Below are 15,536 nucleotides of genomic sequence, written 5' to 3'. Positions count from 1 at the left end.
GTCCCGGTCATTCGCGCACTTCCCTGCGGGTATGGCCGGTTCAAACCTGTCATATGTCCGTTGTGCACCCTCGATGCTGAACCGTTGATTCCAAGTTGGTATGCAATGGGTCAAGAGGGGTGACCAGGCCCTCGCGTGAGCCCTAGTCTGCGCCCGTACATATGGCTGTTCGGATAGTTCCAGCCATCAAACCGGGCGATTGCCCTGGGGGGCTCATGCGTAGATCCAGAGGGCTGACTGCTGCCCTCGTCCTGTCACTGGCCGGTGCCGGCACCGGCATAGGCCTGGTGCTGATGCCTCAGGCGTCCGCCATCACGCCGCCAGTGGCATTCACCGCCGACGAGCTGCCCACGTGGCAGCCGGACGGCATCGTCTTTGCGATGGCCCAGGCGAACGGCACCGTCTTCGCCGGCGGTACCTTCTCGGCGGTCCGTCCGCCCGAGGGCGCCGCGGGCGCCGAGCAGGAGGCCGTGAACTTCGTGGCGCTCGACGCCGCGACGGGCAAGCCCACCTCCTGCAAGCTCGCCTTCACCATCGGCGACGGCACGGCGACCGTGCGCACCCTGGTCGTCTCCAAGGACAAGAAGACCCTGTACGCGGGCGGCTACTTCGGCGCCGTCAACGGCACCCCGGTCTCCAGCCTCGCGGCGATCGACATCGAGAGCTGCACCCCCAAGGCATCGTTCCACCCCGGCTTCCCCGCCACCGTGCGCGGACTCGCCGTCACCGACGACACCCTGTACGCGGCCGGAGACTTCAACGCCGTCGACGGGCAGACCCGCGAGCGGTTCGCCGCCGTGGACGCCGGCACCGGTGCGCTCAAGCCCTTCGTCGCCAACGTCGACGAGCCGGGCCGCGCGGTCGAGGTCACCCCCGACGGCAAGAACGTGCTGCTGGGCGGCGACTTCTTCACGGTCAACGGCTCCAACAGCCACGCCCTGGCCGTGGTCAACGCCACCACCGGCGCGGTCACCAAGACCTACACCAACATCCCGTCGAACTCGGTCGTCAAGGACATCTCCACCGACGACACCGGCTTCTACACGGGCCACGAGGGCTCCGGCGGCGGCGTCTTCGACGGCCGCATCGGCCTGCGCCTGAGCGACTTCACCGAGAAGTGGCGCGACCGCTGCCTCGGCGCCACCCAGTTCGTCCTGCCGTACCAGGGAGTGCTCTACAGCTCCTCGCACGCGCACGACTGCTCCACCGAGCTGGAGTTCCCCGACGGCAAGCGGAACTTCCTGCTGGCCCAGCCGACCAACCACGACGGCGCCGCCCCCGCGCCCGTGGACGGATTCGTGCGCGGCCCCGGCAAGCTCGGCTGGCACCCCACCGCCAACGACGGCCTCGGCGAGGGCATCGGCCCGCGCGTCATGGCCGTGGCCGACAAGAACGACGTCAAGTACCTGTGGGTCGGCGGTGAGTTCACCCTCATCAACGGCAAGGCGCAGCAGGGCCTGACCCGCTTCGCCTCCACCGGCGACATCGGCGCCCCGACCACCCCGGTGGCCAGCGCCGCGAGCGTCAAGCCCGGCGAGGCCCAGGTCCGCTGGCGCACCAGCTACGACGCGGACGACAGCAAGCTGACGTACCGCATCTACCGCAACGGTTCGGCCACCCCGGCCGCGACGGTCACCGCCAGCTCGCTGGAGTGGGAGCGTCCGCAGGCCTCCTGGAACGACACCACGGTCAAGGCCGGCCAGACGTACACCTACCGCGTGACCGCGACCGACGACGCGGGCAACACCAGCGCCCTGTCGGCCGTCTCCTCGGTGACGATCCCGACCACGGTCCAGACGTACCCGAACCAGGTCCGCCAGGACGGCGCCAACCTGTACTGGCGCTACGACGACTCCGTCAGCCCGTACGTGGCCGACTCCTCCAACGGTGGCAACACCAGCGGTGTCCAGTTCAACGCCCCGGCCCTGCGCCAGACGCCCGGCGCGGTCTCCGGCGCCAGCACGGCGATGGGCTTCAACGGGACCAGCCAGCTCGTGCACGGCGACCGCCGTCAGTCGGTCGGCAACACGTTCACCGTCGAGACCTGGTTCAAGACGAACACCACGCGCGGCGGCAAGCTGATCGGCTTCGGCAACAACACCACGCGCAGCAGCGGCTCGAACGACCGGCACATCTACATGACCAACACCGGTCGCCTGGTCTTCGGCGTCTACAACGGCTCGGCCCGGACCGTCTCCACGGGTCTGTTCGAGACGTACAACGACAACAAGTGGCACCACGTGGTCGGCACCCAGGGCCCCGGCGGCATCACGCTGTACGTCGACGGCCAGAACAAGGGCTCGCTGAACGCCACCAGCAACAGCACCTACGCGGGCTACTGGCACGCCGGCGGTGACAACCTCTCCGGTTGGCCGACCCGCCCGACGAGCAACTTCTTCGCCGGTCAGCTCGACGAGACCGCCGTCTACCCGACGGCGCTCACCCAGGCCCAGGTCAAGAACCACTTCGACCTGGCCAAGGCGCCCACCGACTCGGTCTCCGCGGTCAAGGCGACCGAGGACACCTACATCAACCAGGGTGCCCCGAGCACGGCCTACGGCACGTCCACCTCGCTCGCGGTGCGCGGCACCTCGGCGTACGAGACGTACCTGCGCTTCAACCTGCCGGCCGCCCCGGCCGGCCAGGTCCTGAAGTCCGCCTCGCTGCAGATCAAGACCTCCACGCAGGCGGGCGCCGGCACCGCCGACACCGTCTCCGTGGTCCCGGTCACCGGCACCTGGAGCGGCGCGGGCACCACCTTCAACACCAAGCCCACCCTCGGCACCACCCCGCTCGGCACCATCGCGGGCGTGCCGGACGGCTCGGCGGTCCACAGCGTCGAGCTGGACACCGCCGCGGTCTCCGCGGTGCTGGGCGGCAGCTACAGCCTGGGCCTGACGAGCACGGGTACCGACCCGCTGTGGATCTGGTCCGCGGAGTCCACGGCGGCGGAGGGCACTCCGCAGCTGGTCCTGACCTTCGGCGCGAAGTAGCGATCACCCAGGCAACCGCCTGACGGCGTGCGGGGCCCGGCTCTACGTGGCCGGGCCCCGCTCGCCTGTCCCACCCCTGTAAGTAGTACGGGAGCCATCCGATGTACCGACGCTCCGCGGCGGCCGCTGTCCTGCTGACCGCCGCCCTGACCCTGACCGCTTGCAGTTCCGGCGGTGACGACTCCGAGGCGAAGGTGAAGCCCCCGGCCTCGTCGGCGGCCCCCGATCCCGCGGACACCCCGGCCACGGCGGAGCCCGCGGCCGACGCGAAGCCGACGGGCCCGGTCCTGCCCGACACGAAGCTCAAGCCCAAGACGGGCAGCTTCACGGAGCAGGAGAAGAAGTACCTGAGCGGGCGGGTCCCGGAGAAGATGGATCCGGCGGCCGTCCTGCAGACCGGCCAGGAGGCCTGTCAGCGGGTGGCGCGCACCGCGAAGCACGACAAGGACGCGGCGACCGGGGCCGTCATCACCGGGGAGATCCCCGGTGCCAAGGACGCGATCACCTACCTGTGCCCGGACCAGAAGCCGATCCTCGCCGCGGCGGAGAAGGGCTTCGCCGAAGGCCCGAAGCAGTCTCCCGCGGCGGGCGGCTACCGGGCGCTGACCCAGGCCACGAACTGCACCTGGGAGGCCAAGGGCAAGGACGGCTCCGTCCTCGCCTCGGGCCCCGAGGCCCCGCTCAAGGCGGGCGACAAGATCACGGCGACGATCCCGGCGGGCACGGCGGAGTTCAACTCCTCGGGCTGCTACGCCTGGATCCCCGCGTAACCGCGGCACGCCACCGGCGTACGACGACGCCCCCGAGGACCGGACTCCCGGCCCCCGGGGGCGTTTTCGTGCGCCCGACCCGGGTATCCGCGCGGTCACAGCCACGACGGCGGAAGGCGGACTCATGGGCATCGGTGGATGCATCGGTTTGATCGTGGTGGGCGCCATCCTCACCTTCGCCAGCGACTGGGAGATGGAGAGCGTCAACCTCGACCTGGTCGGCCTGATCATGATGGCGGTGGGCGGGATCGGCCTCGCCGTGTACACCAGCATCTACAAGCGGCGCCGGGCCGCGGGCGCGATACCGGTGGTGGAGGAGCGCCGCCGGGACGTCATCTGACGCCGCGGCGGGGCCTCACCCGCGCAGCGCGCCCTCGTACACCGGGAGCAGGGTGTCCAGGACCGCTTCCATGGAGAAGGAGTCCGCGGCCAGCTTGCGGGCCGACAGCGAGGCTTCGCGGTTGGCCGCCGGGTCCAGCAGGGCCAGGACGGCCGCGGCGACGCCCGCCGGACCCGGCTCCACCGCGTGCCCCGCTCCGGCCCGCGCGACGTCGCGGGCCAGGCCGTTGGAGTGCGTGACCACCGAGGGAACGCCCACCGAGAGCGCCTCCAGCACCGACATCGGGAACGGCTCGTCCACCGAGGGCAGGACGTACACGTGTGCCCGGCGCAGCTCCGTCAGGACCTCCGCGCCGGACAGCGCCCCCGGGACGGTGAACCGGTCCGTCAGGCCCAGCGCACCGATCCGGGCGCGTACGGCCCCCAGCTCGCCCTCGTCCGGACCGGCGACCACGAAGTGCGCGTCCGGATGCACGGCCAGCACCGCCGGGGCCGCGTCCACGAAGTCCACCGGCCGCTTGCGGGCCTGCAGGCGCGCCGAGTAGAGGATCCGCGGCGGGCCGGTCAGCGGCGGCCGCTCCTCCTGCGCCGGGGTCCCGTTGACCAGGCGGACCGCCTTCGGCAGCGGTGCGCCCACCACCGCGTCCAGGCCCTCCCGCTCGTGCGGGGTCAGGTACAGCAGCGCGTCCGCGCCGCGCAGCAGCCGGCGTACCGCCACCGCGTCCAGCACCTTGGCCAGCAGCTTCTCGCTGGGGTCCACCATGCCGTGGGTCTGCAGCACCAGCGGCTTGCCCGCGCGCAGCGCCGCCAGGGCCACCGGCAGGGTCACCAGGTCCCGGGCCAGGTGGACGTGGACGAGGTCGGCGTCGCGCACCAGCCGGCCGGCCGACGCCAGCAGCGCCGGCGAGGTCATCCCGCTGAAACCGAGGGGGAGCAGGCGGCGGGCCGGGAACAGCTTCGCCGGGACGCCCTCCACGGAGGTGGGCCACGCGTCGAAGCCCTCGCCCAGGGCGAGCAGCCGCGCCTCGTGGCCCCGGGCGCGCAGCCCCTTCGCCAGGTTCAGCGCGACCCGCACCGGCCCGCCGAAGGCGTGCGAGGGGGAGTGCAGGGTGACGGCGTGCAGCACGCGCATCGGGGTGCTCACTTGGGCTCCTCCACCGGGCGGCGCTGCCCGTCCTGGGTCTGCAGGGTCAGCTCCGGCAGGTCCTTGTGCACGACCGAGCCCGCGCCGGCGACCGCGCAGCGGCCCACCGTGACGCCGGCCAGCACGGTCGCCCGTACGGCCACCCAGGCGCCGTCCTCGACGGTGATGGGCGCGTTGCGGTAGCGGAAGTCGGCGGCCCGGTGGTCGTGCGAGCCGGTGCACAGCATGGCCTCCTGCGAGAGGCACACGTGCGAACCGATCGTCAGCGGCTCCAGGTTCAGCAGCCAGGCGCCCTCACCGATCCAGGTGTGGTCCCCGACGGTGAGCTTCCACGGCCACAGCACGCGCACCCGGTGGCGTATCAGCACGCCTTCGCCGATCTTCGCGCCGAAGGCCCGCAGCAGCGCCACCCGCAGCCGCGCCGGACAGAACCAGCTCATGAACAGCGTGTTCATCACGGCGAACCAGAGCGCCTGCGTCAGCAGCCCGCGGCCCTTGTCGTATCCGGCCAGCGTGAAGGCAGGAAGATCACGCAACAGAAGCCCCCATCGTGCTCTCGGCCGCCGCCTCCCCGGGCGTGGCCCGCTCAGACTAGACTGCGCGCGGACCAGGGACATCGGGTGGGGGCGGCAGTGACGACGGACATACGCAAGCCCCCCGCGGCGCCCGCGAAGCAGCCCGTCCCGTCCCCCTTCGAGGACGAGAGCCTGTGGGGCCGGGACACCCTCCCGCGGACCCTGCTCTCGCGCGCGCTGTCCGTACCGCTCGCGCTCGGATTCACCGTCTTCCTGCCGCTGTTCGTCGCCGTCCAGGACGGCGCGGGCGCCCGTGACGCGGCCTTCTGGCTCCAGCTCCTGCTCACCATGTACGCGGGCGCCAGGCTCTCCGCGATGGTGCTCACCAGCCGCCGCAAGCTGCTCCAGGGCTCCTTCTGGCTCTTCGTCTACATGGCCATGGGCGTGGCCCCGCTCGCGCAGGCCGTCCTCGGCCAGGTCCCGACGCCGGTGGTCGGCCCGCGCTCCGACCTGACCGTCGCCATCGGGCTCGTCCTGCTCGGCTGCACGGCCTTCGACGTCGGCGTGCTGCTGGCCCGTCACCGGCCGGCCGGGCGCGCGGGCGGCTCCCAGAAGGAGTCCAAGCCCGTCATGGCGCACCGGCGCCGGCTCCAGCTGCTCACGGCCCTGTCCTTCCTGTGCAGCGCCGCCTTCATCATGAAGCTGGGCGGCCCGGCCGTCTTCTTCTCCAGCCGCCAGGAGATCATCGCGGGCATCGAGGAGGCGGGCGTCTCCAACGGCGACGGCCAGGCCGGGCAGGCACTGCTGCGCGGCTTCGGCACCGTACCGGCCCTGCTCGCGCTGCTCCTCTACACGCGCTGGCTGATCACCTCGAAGTTCGCCCGCCGCAAGGTGTCGATCATCGTCACGTGGGCGGCGCTCGCCGGCCTCAACCTGATCGTCAACAACCCGATCTCCAACCCGCGGTACTGGTTCCTGACGGTCATGTTCGCGCTGCTCTTCACCGTCTTCCCGGTGAGCGCGGCGATGTACCGCGTGGCACTGTCGATGGCGGTGGTCGTCGCACTCCTGATCTTCCCCTTCGCCGACCGCTTCCGGTACGACGAGAAGAACTACCGTCCGGTCGAGACCACGTCCTTCCTGGAGCCGATGGCGCTCAAGGACTACGACCAGATCGGCATGTTCGCGAACACCATCACCTTCTCGGAGTCGGGCCCCGGGCACTTCTACGGACGCCAGCTGGCCGGGTCGATCTTCTTCGCGGTGCCCCGCGCGGTCTGGGAGGGCAAGCCGCGGGACACCGGCGTGATGGTCGGCCAGTGGATGGGCACGGTCAACACCAACCTCTCCTCCCCGATCTGGGCGGAGCTGTGGCTCGACTTCGGTCCGCTGGGCATGGGCGCGGGGTTGCTGGGCATGGGGTACGCCTCCGCCCGTGTCGACCGCCGCTACGCGAAACGGGCCACGCGGCGGTCGCCGCCGGGCAGCCTGATCTCGGTGGTCGTCCCGCTGGTCGCGGGCTACTCCTTCATCCTGCTGCGCGGCCCCCTGCTCCAGGCGTCGGGGCGGGTGGCGATCGCCGCCCTCTGCCTCGCGCTGGTCGCCACGCACCGCACGGACAAGTCCACCACCCTGCGCTGAGCGCCCCGCCGCCACCGGGACTCCGCCCGGCCCGCGTTCTGTCCGCGCCCGGCCGCGGCACCGCTGCTGGGGCGCTGCCCCGGACCCGCGCCTCAAACGCCGGCAGGGCTGGATGCGGCCGGCGCCGGCAATTACAGCCCCGCCGGCGTTTGAGGCGCGGGTCCGGGCAGAGCCCGGGAAACGGCGGGCAGCGGGTCAGGCGGCGGGGGCCGGCTCGGGTTCGCGGTCCTGCGCAGCAGGGACTCGCAGCCGGGCCACGCGAAGCCACGCGGCCGCGGCCTTGAGTGCGGAGCCGGCCGCCAGGCCCACCGCGGCGCCCGCCACACCCCCCACCGCGTACCCGCCGAGCAGCAGCCCCACGGACAGCACCGAGAAGACCACCTGCAAGGACAGCGTCGCCTTCGGCGCCAGCACCCGCAGGGTCAGCAGCGCACAGGTGCCGAGCCCCATCACCGCGTACTGCGCCCCCGTCGCCGGCAGCAGCGCGGCCGTCGCCGCCCAGGTGTCGCCGAGCAGCTGACGGCCCGCCCGCTCGGGCAGCGCGTACAGCACGGCCCCCCAGCCCGCGCCGAGCGCGGCCAGCACCAGTCCCAGCAGCGCGGTCGCCCGCACGGTGGCCCGCTTGCCGCCGAGCCGCCCGAGGACCGGCGGCCCGAAGGAGTTCGCGGAGTTGAACAACACGTTCAGCGGCCCGAAGAGGGTGGTCGCACCCCGCAGCGCGCCGACGGCCAGCGGGGTCGCGAAGACGCCGAGGCCCAGTACGGCGAGCTGGCTGGAGCCGTTGCCCACCGCGAACTCGACCACGAACCGCTGCCCGAGGTGACCCCGCCGCAGGTACGGCCGCAGGTCCGCCCGGGCCCCGCGCACGTACGGGCGCAGCAGCCACAGCCCCAGCCCCAGCGCGGGCACCGCGGACAGGCCCCACACCAGCACCAGCCGCCCGGCCGAAGCCCCTTCGGGCTGCACGGCCAGCGCCGCGACCACGCACACCAGCCGCAGCGCGTCCGCGGCCAGCGCCCGCTCGGGGGCGCGCAGCGCGGAGAAGCAGTAGCGCAGCCCGTCCTGGAGGAGCACCAACGGCAGGACCAGGCCCAGCGCGAGGAAGGCCCGCCCGGGCGTCGCGGGGAGCACGAGGCCCACCACCACGAGCAGCGCTCCGACCGCGGCCGACGCGGCCCCGGTGAAGCCGGCGGCGGACCGGCACGTCGCGCCGAGCCCTTCGCCCTTCTCCAGGACGAGGCTCTGGCCGACGTAGGCCATGTTCAGTCCGAGGAGCACGCTGAAGGTCACGTACACCATCGAGAAGTCGGCGAACCCGGCTGCCGAGGACAGCCGGGCGGCCAGCACCAGCACCAGGATGTTCGTGGCGCTGGAGGCGGCCTGGTCCAGGACCGACGCGACGGCGGCGAGGCCGCGTCGGGTCATCTGCGGCCCATGCGCACGGTGCGCAGCGCGACGGTGTCGGTGCCGTCACCGGGGATGTGCTGCTCGGGCTCGGCCACCTCGTACGGGATCGGCTGCGGCGGCTTCGGCCCGCCCGCCGGGGAGCCGGCGGCAGGGGCGGGAGCGGGGGTCTTGTCCTTGCCGCGGCCGCGCTTCTCGCCGGGCAGCGGGGCGTGCAGCACCGCGCCGAGCACCGTGCCGCCGGCGCCGCTGATCAGCTCGCGGATCCGGATCAGGTCGGTGCGGTGGACGCCGCGCGGGTTGCAGACGACCAGGACGCCGTCGACGCGGTCGACGAGGGCGAGGGCGTCGGCGTACGAGAGCACGGGCGGCGCGAGCACGACGACGGTCGCGTTGGGGGAGTCGGCCTCGGAGATCAGCTGGGTGGCGCGGGGCGAGGTCAGCGCGCGGGGCACGTTGCGCGCCCGCTCGCCGGGGATCAGGTCGAAGGAGCCGGACTCGCCGGCGTCCACGACGAGCTGGCGCCCGTCGGGCCACTCGGAGTCGGAGTGCCGTCCGCCGCCCTTCTGGCCGCCCGGGGTCTGGCTCCACCGGGGCCGGCCGCCGGCGTCCGTCGGCAACTGGCTGGCCAGTACGGGGGTGCGCAGGTCGGCCTCGATGAGCAGCACGTCCTTGCCGGTCTCCGCGAAGGAGGCGGCGAGGTTCACGGCCACCGCGGCGGCGGTCTCGCTGCTGCCGCGCGGGGCGACGACGAGCAGCCGGCGCCGGTCGGCGAAGCGGGAGTCGTAGGCGAGCCGGAAGGCCACCGAGCGGTACTCCTCGGCGAGGCGGGGATCGGCCTCGCCGGCGGCGAGCAGCGGTCCGCCGCCCGTCCGGTCCCGGGGCAGGTAGCCGAGCACGGGCGCGCGCAGGGCCCGTGCCACGTCGCCCTCGGAGCGCGGCGCCGGGTCGAAGACGAGCCGGACCCAGGCGGCGAGCAGGCCGAGGGCGAGGCCCACGGCGGCGCCGAGCGCGAGGGACATCAGGATGCCGGGACCGTCGGCTCCGGGGGGCGCGGTCGCGGCGCTGGTGACCCGGCCCGGGGTCATGTCGAGGGCTTCGAGCTTGGTGATCTTGGTGTTGTAGCCGCCGACCTCGCTCTGCAGGTCGGTCTTGGAGGAGCTGGCCGCGTCGCGCCCGGCGCCGGCGGGCATCCGGGCGATCTCCTTGGAGAGCTCGTCGAGCTGCTTGGCGATCGGGTCGCGCTGCTCCTTGTAGCCCTTGACCATCTTGTCGCGGGTGGCGTCGAGGGACTCCTGCCGCTTGAGCAGGTACGCCTCGGTCATCGCGTTGGCGCGCTTGGCGGCCTCCTTGGGGGAGGACGCCGTGTACGTGAAGCGCAGCACCATGGTCTGCGGCGGGTTGGTGACCTGCAGACCGCTGCGCAGGGCGGCGAAGCCGGACGCGGACACGCCGAGCTTCTTCGCCGCCTCGTTGGCTATGGAGGAGCTGAGCGCGACCTGGCGCTCGGAGCCGATGTTGATCGCCTTGTCGGGGGCGAGGCTCGGGTTGAACGGGTCGTCGGTGGGCGCGCGCAGCACGACGTCGGCGGTCGCGACGTAGGTGTCGGCGGTGGAGATGCCGAGGTAGACGCCGCCCAGCAGACCGATGCCGATGCCCGCGCCGATGAGCCTGCGGTAGCGCAGGAGCTGCCGGAACTGGTCTCTGAGGAGATCCGGTTCGTCGTCGGCCGGTGCCGCTGCAGGGCGGTTCGTCTCGATCACGGCCGGGGTCCCCCAAGTGCTTCGTCTATCAGTGCGTCGATGCGGGCCAGGCCCGCTTCACGGCTCAGATGGGCCGCCACGTGGCGGGGTCCGGCCGCTCCCAGTGCGTCCGCGCCTTCGGGGTCCTCGGCCAGGGCCCGTACGGCCTTCAGCAGGGCCTCGGGGTCCTCCGGCGGTACGAGCACCCCTGCGCCCGAGCGTTCCACCTCCTGGGCGGTGCCGCCCTCCGCCGCCACGGAGGCGACGACGGGGCGGCCGGTCTGGAAGTAGGAGGTGAGTTTCGACGGCACGCTCATGTCCAGCACGGCAGCGTGCTGCGTGACCGCGAGTACGTCCGCCGCGGCGAGGATATCCGGGAACTCGCCGTCCGCGGCAGGGGGGATGATGTCCAGATTCGGTACATCGGCCGACAGATCGGCGAGCGCGGACCGCTGACTCCCGTCGCCCATCAGGACGAAGCGGACATTCGGATCCAGCCGGGCGGCGCCCACGAGGACTTCCAGTCCTTGCTTGAGGCCCATGTTCCCGGAGTGCAGGACGACGGTCTCGCCGGGGCCCCAGCCGAGGTGGCGGCGGGTCTCGCCGCGCGGCTTGGTGGGCACCGCCACGTGCGACCAGTTGGGGACGAGGCGGATCCGGCCCGGGTCCACGCCCATGCCGACGACCCGGTCCACGAAGGTCTCGTGGATGACGCCGACGAGGGTGGCGCGCTTGAGGGCGTACGCCTCGGCGCGGCCGGCGATCGCGGCGGCCTTGTCCCCGCCGCTGATCCCGCTCTGCGCGGCGGCGGCGCCCATCAGGTCCTGGACGACGGGGATGTACGGGACCTTCCAGCGCGCCGCGAGCCGGGCGGCGAGCACTCCGCCGGCCAGGCTGGGCATCTGGGCGAGCACCGCGTCCGGCTTGGGCATCCGGGGCGGGGCCACGGCGCCGTGCAGCAGAATCGATCCTTCAAAAAGAGCCCGCTTCACGGCGGTCTGACGCGGCGGCACGGTGTGCGCACGCCGGTGCACGGTGACCCCCGCGCGCTGTTCCGTGCGCTGGAGCGCCCCCTTGTACTCCGGCTCGACGGACCACGCCGGGTAGTGCGGCATGCCCGCCAGCACGTGGGTCTCGTGGCCGAGATCCGCCCAGTGCTCCGCGATCTGGGTGGCATACGGGCCGATCCCCGCGTGCTCCGGAGCGTAATTGGTGGAAACCAGCAGCATGCGCCGCTGACCGGATCTGGACACCGAGCGTCCCCTCTTCCCCTGGATGATGCGCACGTCACCCTATTCGTTCACCCGCGTGCTGCGGAACGTGCACGCTATTGTCTGCTAATCAGCTGCACCGGGGGGTGCGGCCGCTGGGGATAACAGATGACGGAGCACGACATGTCCGACTTTGGCGCGCAAGAGCGTAGACCGTACCGAGTCGGCTACGCGCCGGGTGCCTACGATCTGTTCCACATCGGACATCTGAACATCCTTCGGCACGCCCGGAGCCAGTGCGACTACCTCGTCGCCGGAGTGGTCTCCGACGAGATGGCCGAACTCGCCAAGGGACGCCGCCCGATGATCCCGCTCGTCGAGCGGCTGGAGATCGTCCGCAGCGTGAAGTACGTGGACGCCGCCTTCGTGGAGACCGTCCCGGACAAGGTGGAGACCTGGAAGCAGGTCCGCTTCGACGTCATCTTCAAGGGCGACGACTGGCGCGGCACGCCCAAGGGCGACCGGTTGGAGAAGGACTTCGCCGCCCACGGCGTCGACGTCGTCTACTTCCCCTACACCGTGCACACCTCCAGCACCCAGCTGCGCCGGGCGCTGGACGCGCTCGCGGAACCCCTCACCCTCCCCGGTCAGGTCACCGGGGAACGGCGCTGAGCTCCCGGAACCACTTCGCGAGGAACGCCAGCAGGAACAGCCCTGCGACCACGCCCAGCCCGGCGTACGCCCAGGCGAACACCCTCCCGCCGCCGAGCAGCAGGAACACCACGCAGAACACCCCGTAGTCCACGGGCAGCAGGGCCACCGCGCGCAGGGTCGACGGGGTGGCGGCGGGGCTGCCCGGGGCCGGCTTCGGCTTGAGCTTCTCCGTCAGCAGCCCGCCGAAGAAGGTGACGACCGCGGCGAACTGGAAACCGAGCGGCACCAGCAGCCAGCCGTCGGCCGTCGTCCCGTACTCCTCGGGGAACCGGTAGAAGGCGATCAGCACGCACGAGTGCAGCGCCGTGAGCTTGGCCGCGTCCACGACGTGGTCCAGCCACTCGCCGGCCGCGCTGCCGCCGCCGCGCAGCCGGGCCAGCTGCCCGTCCGCGGAGTCGAAGGCGAAGCCGACGGCGAGCGCCGCCCACACCGCGATCCCCAGCCCCCACGAGGGCGCGCACAGGGCGACCGCGGCCACGGCGGCGAAGCTGAAGGCGGCGCTGACCAGCGTCACCTGGTTCGGGGTGAGCCCGAGCGCGTACGAACCGGCGGCCAGGTACCGCCCGGCGGGCCGGTTGACGAACCGCGAATACAGCGACACCCCCTTCGCCGACTTCTGCGCCCCGCGCAGTTCCTGCAGCGCGGTGTTGACTCTGCCCATGCAGGGACCCCCTCAGAACGATGTCGAACACATCATCGCAGGGCGAACAGGAGAGTCGTTCCGGATGTCCGCGTACGTCCGGAGGCGGCGGCGCGCGGGGCCGCGGGCCGCCGCTCCTCACATGGACGGCCCCCGCGCCGGGGACCCGCAGACCCGCAGCAGCAGGACCGAGCGGGCCGGGACCGTCAGGGTCTCCCCGCCGCGGTGCCGGGTGCGGGGCGCGTCGGACTGGTTCTCCAGGGAGGTGTCCAGGACCAGCTCGTACGCCTGCGCCCACGGCGCCCCCGGCAGGACCCAGGCCAGCGGCCGGTCCCCGGTGTGCAGCAGCGCGAGGAAGCTGTCGTCCGTCACCTGCCGGCCCCGCTCGTCACGGCCCGGGATGTCCCGCCCCGACAGGTACATCCCCAGCGCGGCGGCCGGCGCGTACCAGTCCCGCTCCGTCATCTCCGCGCCCGCCGGCGTGAACCAGGCCAGGTCCCGCAGCCCGTCCGCCCCCTGCGGCCGCCCCGAGAAGAACGCCCGCCGTCGCAGCACCGGATGGGCCTGCCGCAGCGAGATCAGCCGCTCCGTCAGCGCGAACAGCTCCCGCCACGCCGGGTCCTCCAGCAACGACCAGTCCACCCACCCCGTCTCGTTGTCCTGGCAGTAGGCGTTGTTGTTGCCGGCCTGCGTGCGCCCGAACTCGTCGCCCGCCACCAGCATCGGCACCCCCGTCGACAGCAGCAGGGTGGTCAGCAGGTTGCGCAGCTGGCGGCGGCGCAGCACGCCGACCCGGGCGTCGTCGCTCTCGCCCTCCGCCCCGCAGTTCCACGAGCGGTTGTCGTTGGTCCCGTCCCGGTTCGCCTCCCCGTTGCCCTCGTTGTGCTTGCGCTCGTAGGACACGAGGTCGCGCAGGGTGAAACCGTCGTGCGCGGTCACGAAGTTCACCGAGGCGTACGGGCGCCGCCCGCCCCAGGCGTAGAGGTCGCTCGACCCCGAGAGCCGGTACCCGAGGTCCCGTACGTCGGGCAGCGCGCCCCGCCAGAAGTCCCGTACGGCATCCCGGTAGCGGTCGTTCCACTCCGTCCACAGCGGGGGGAACGCGCCCACCTGGTAGCCGCCCGAACCCACGTCCCACGGCTCGGCGATGAGCTTCACCCGCCGCAGCACCGGATCCTGGGCGATCACCGCCAGGAACGGGGACAGCATGTCCACGTCGTGCATCGAACGGGCCAGCGCCGCCGCCAGGTCGAAGCGGAAGCCGTCCACCCCCATCTCCGTGACCCAGTAGCGCAGCGAGTCCGTGATGAGGCGCAGCACGTGCGGGCGCCCCGCGTGCAGGGTGTTCCCGCAGCCCGTGTAGTCGGCGTAGCGGCGCTGGTCGGACTGGAGCCGGTAGTAGCCGCGGTTGTCGATCCCGCGCAGTGACAGGGTCGGACCCAGCTCGCCCGCCTCCGCCGTGTGGTTGTAGACCACGTCGAGGATCACCTCGATCCCGGCCGCGTGCAGGGCCCGCACCATCCGCTTGAACTCGCCGACCTGCTGGCCCGTCGTCCCGCTCGACGAGTACCCCGCGTGCGGGGCGAAGTAGCCGATCGAGTTGTAGCCCCAGTAGTTGCGCAGCCCCCGGCGCAGCAGGTGGTCCTCGTGCGCGAACTGGTGCACCGGCAGCAGCTCGACCGCCGTGACGCCCAGCTTCGTCAGGTGCTCGACCGCCGCCGGATGGGCGAGCCCCGCGTACGTGCCGCGCAGCTCCTCGGGGACACCCGGATGGCGCATCGTGAAGCCGCGCACGTGCAGCTCGTAGATCACCGAGTCGGCCCACGGGGTCTTCGGCCGGACGTCGTCCGACCAGTCGTCGTCATCGTGGACGACCACGCCCTTCGGGACGAACGGCGCCGAGTCCCGGTCGTCGCGCACGGTGTCCGCGATGTACTGCTGCGGCCAGTCGCGGACGTGCCCGTACACCTCCGGCGGCAGGGTGAAGTCTCCGTCGACGGCCCGTGCGTACGGGTCCAGGAGCAGCTTCGCCGGATTGAACCGGGCGCCCGTCCAGGGGTCCCAGCGCCCGTGCACCCGGAACCCGTACCGCTGACCGGGGCGCACGCCCGGCACGAAACCGTGCCAGATCTCGTGCGTGAGCTCGGTGAGCGAGCAGCGGGTCTCGCCGCCCTCGGCGTCGAACAGGCACAGCTCCACCGCCTCCGCGCCCTGCGCCCACAGGGCGAAGTTGGTGCCCGCGGTCCCGTCCGGTCCGTGGTGGAACCGGGCCCCCAGGGGATGCGAGGACCCCGGCCACACCGGCGGTCCCGGGCGCGTGTTGACGCGTAACACCTGCCCCTTGACCTGGCCGTTCGGCTGTCCGGCCGGATGGCCGTTCGGCCGGCCGTTCGGATGGGCGCCCGGTTGGCCGCCCGGATGTC

General features: G+C 72.4%; 12 protein-coding genes. 5 read left to right on the top strand and 7 right to left on the bottom strand.

Annotated elements, in window-relative coordinates:
* Window positions 1-215 precede the first annotated feature (215 nt).
* The 3 genes from AB0D29_RS15460 (at window position 216) to AB0D29_RS15450 (ending at window position 4,103) form a co-directional block, all read left to right on the top strand.
* Window positions 216-2,993: a LamG-like jellyroll fold domain-containing protein gene (locus AB0D29_RS15460; RefSeq protein WP_362854531.1), complete on the top strand. Its 2,778-nt coding sequence runs from the start codon at window positions 216-218 to the stop codon at window positions 2,991-2,993.
* A 101-nt stretch (window positions 2,994-3,094) separates the two neighbouring features.
* Complete coding sequence (locus AB0D29_RS15455; protein ID WP_362854529.1) at window positions 3,095-3,763, top strand: hypothetical protein; 669 nt, start codon at window positions 3,095-3,097, stop codon at window positions 3,761-3,763.
* Window positions 3,764-3,887: 124 nt separating this feature from the next.
* On the top strand, window positions 3,888-4,103 hold the full coding sequence (locus AB0D29_RS15450; RefSeq protein WP_030655766.1) for a DUF6458 family protein: 216 nt from the start codon (window positions 3,888-3,890) through the stop codon (window positions 4,101-4,103).
* Between the two features lie 15 nt (window positions 4,104-4,118).
* Here the strand turns inward: AB0D29_RS15450 and AB0D29_RS15445 are convergent, their stop codons facing one another.
* Window positions 4,119-5,234 (bottom strand): glycosyltransferase, encoded by a 1,116-nt coding sequence (locus tag AB0D29_RS15445; protein ID WP_362854709.1) that lies wholly within the window; start codon window positions 5,232-5,234, stop codon window positions 4,119-4,121.
* Between the two features lie 8 nt (window positions 5,235-5,242).
* A complete protein-coding gene (locus AB0D29_RS15440) occupies window positions 5,243-5,782 on the bottom strand; it encodes a WcaF family extracellular polysaccharide biosynthesis acetyltransferase (protein ID WP_362854528.1) in 540 nt (179 codons plus the stop codon).
* A gap of 96 nt (window positions 5,783-5,878) precedes the next feature.
* Between AB0D29_RS15440 and AB0D29_RS15435 the strand changes: the two genes are divergently transcribed.
* Complete coding sequence (locus tag AB0D29_RS15435) at window positions 5,879-7,402, top strand: hypothetical protein (protein ID WP_362854526.1); 1,524 nt, start codon at window positions 5,879-5,881, stop codon at window positions 7,400-7,402.
* A 195-nt stretch (window positions 7,403-7,597) separates the two neighbouring features.
* Here the strand turns inward: AB0D29_RS15435 and AB0D29_RS15430 are convergent, their stop codons facing one another.
* From AB0D29_RS15430 to AB0D29_RS15420, 3 genes are read right to left on the bottom strand one after another with little or no spacing between them, the layout of a single operon-like run.
* Window positions 7,598-8,827, bottom strand: a complete 1,230-nt coding sequence (locus AB0D29_RS15430) for a hypothetical protein (RefSeq protein ID WP_362854525.1) — start codon at window positions 8,825-8,827, stop codon at window positions 7,598-7,600.
* Entirely contained in the window at window positions 8,824-10,569 is a 1,746-nt protein-coding gene (locus AB0D29_RS15425; RefSeq protein ID WP_362854524.1) for a lipopolysaccharide biosynthesis protein, read from the bottom strand. Before AB0D29_RS15425 ends, AB0D29_RS15430 begins: the two co-directional genes overlap by 4 nt.
* Complete coding sequence (locus tag AB0D29_RS15420; RefSeq protein ID WP_362854707.1) at window positions 10,566-11,777, bottom strand: glycosyltransferase; 1,212 nt, start codon at window positions 11,775-11,777, stop codon at window positions 10,566-10,568. The genes AB0D29_RS15425 and AB0D29_RS15420 overlap by 4 nt, the downstream gene beginning before the upstream one ends.
* 165 nt (window positions 11,778-11,942) lie before the next feature.
* Here AB0D29_RS15420 and AB0D29_RS15415 point away from each other — a divergent pair, with 165 nt between their 5' ends.
* Entirely contained in the window at window positions 11,943-12,431 is a 489-nt protein-coding gene (locus AB0D29_RS15415) for an adenylyltransferase/cytidyltransferase family protein (protein WP_362854523.1), read from the top strand.
* Here the strand turns inward: AB0D29_RS15415 and AB0D29_RS15410 are convergent.
* The gene (locus AB0D29_RS15410) at window positions 12,412-13,134 is read right to left on the bottom strand and encodes a CDP-alcohol phosphatidyltransferase family protein (protein ID WP_362854521.1); all 723 of its coding nucleotides are present in this window, start codon (window positions 13,132-13,134) and stop codon (window positions 12,412-12,414) included. The two genes, AB0D29_RS15415 and AB0D29_RS15410, sit on opposite strands and share 20 nt — an antisense overlap.
* A 117-nt stretch (window positions 13,135-13,251) precedes the next feature.
* Window positions 13,252-15,447 (bottom strand): glycogen debranching protein GlgX, encoded by a 2,196-nt coding sequence (glgX, locus tag AB0D29_RS15405; RefSeq protein ID WP_362854706.1) that lies wholly within the window; start codon window positions 15,445-15,447, stop codon window positions 13,252-13,254.
* Window positions 15,448-15,536 lie beyond the last annotated feature (89 nt).

The organism is Streptomyces sp. NPDC048424 (assembly GCF_040651555.1).
Taxonomy (GTDB): domain Bacteria; phylum Actinomycetota; class Actinomycetes; order Streptomycetales; family Streptomycetaceae; genus Streptomyces.
The sequence above is the reverse complement of the archived record's forward strand: the minus strand, read 5'-3'. Positions and strand labels throughout refer to the sequence as shown.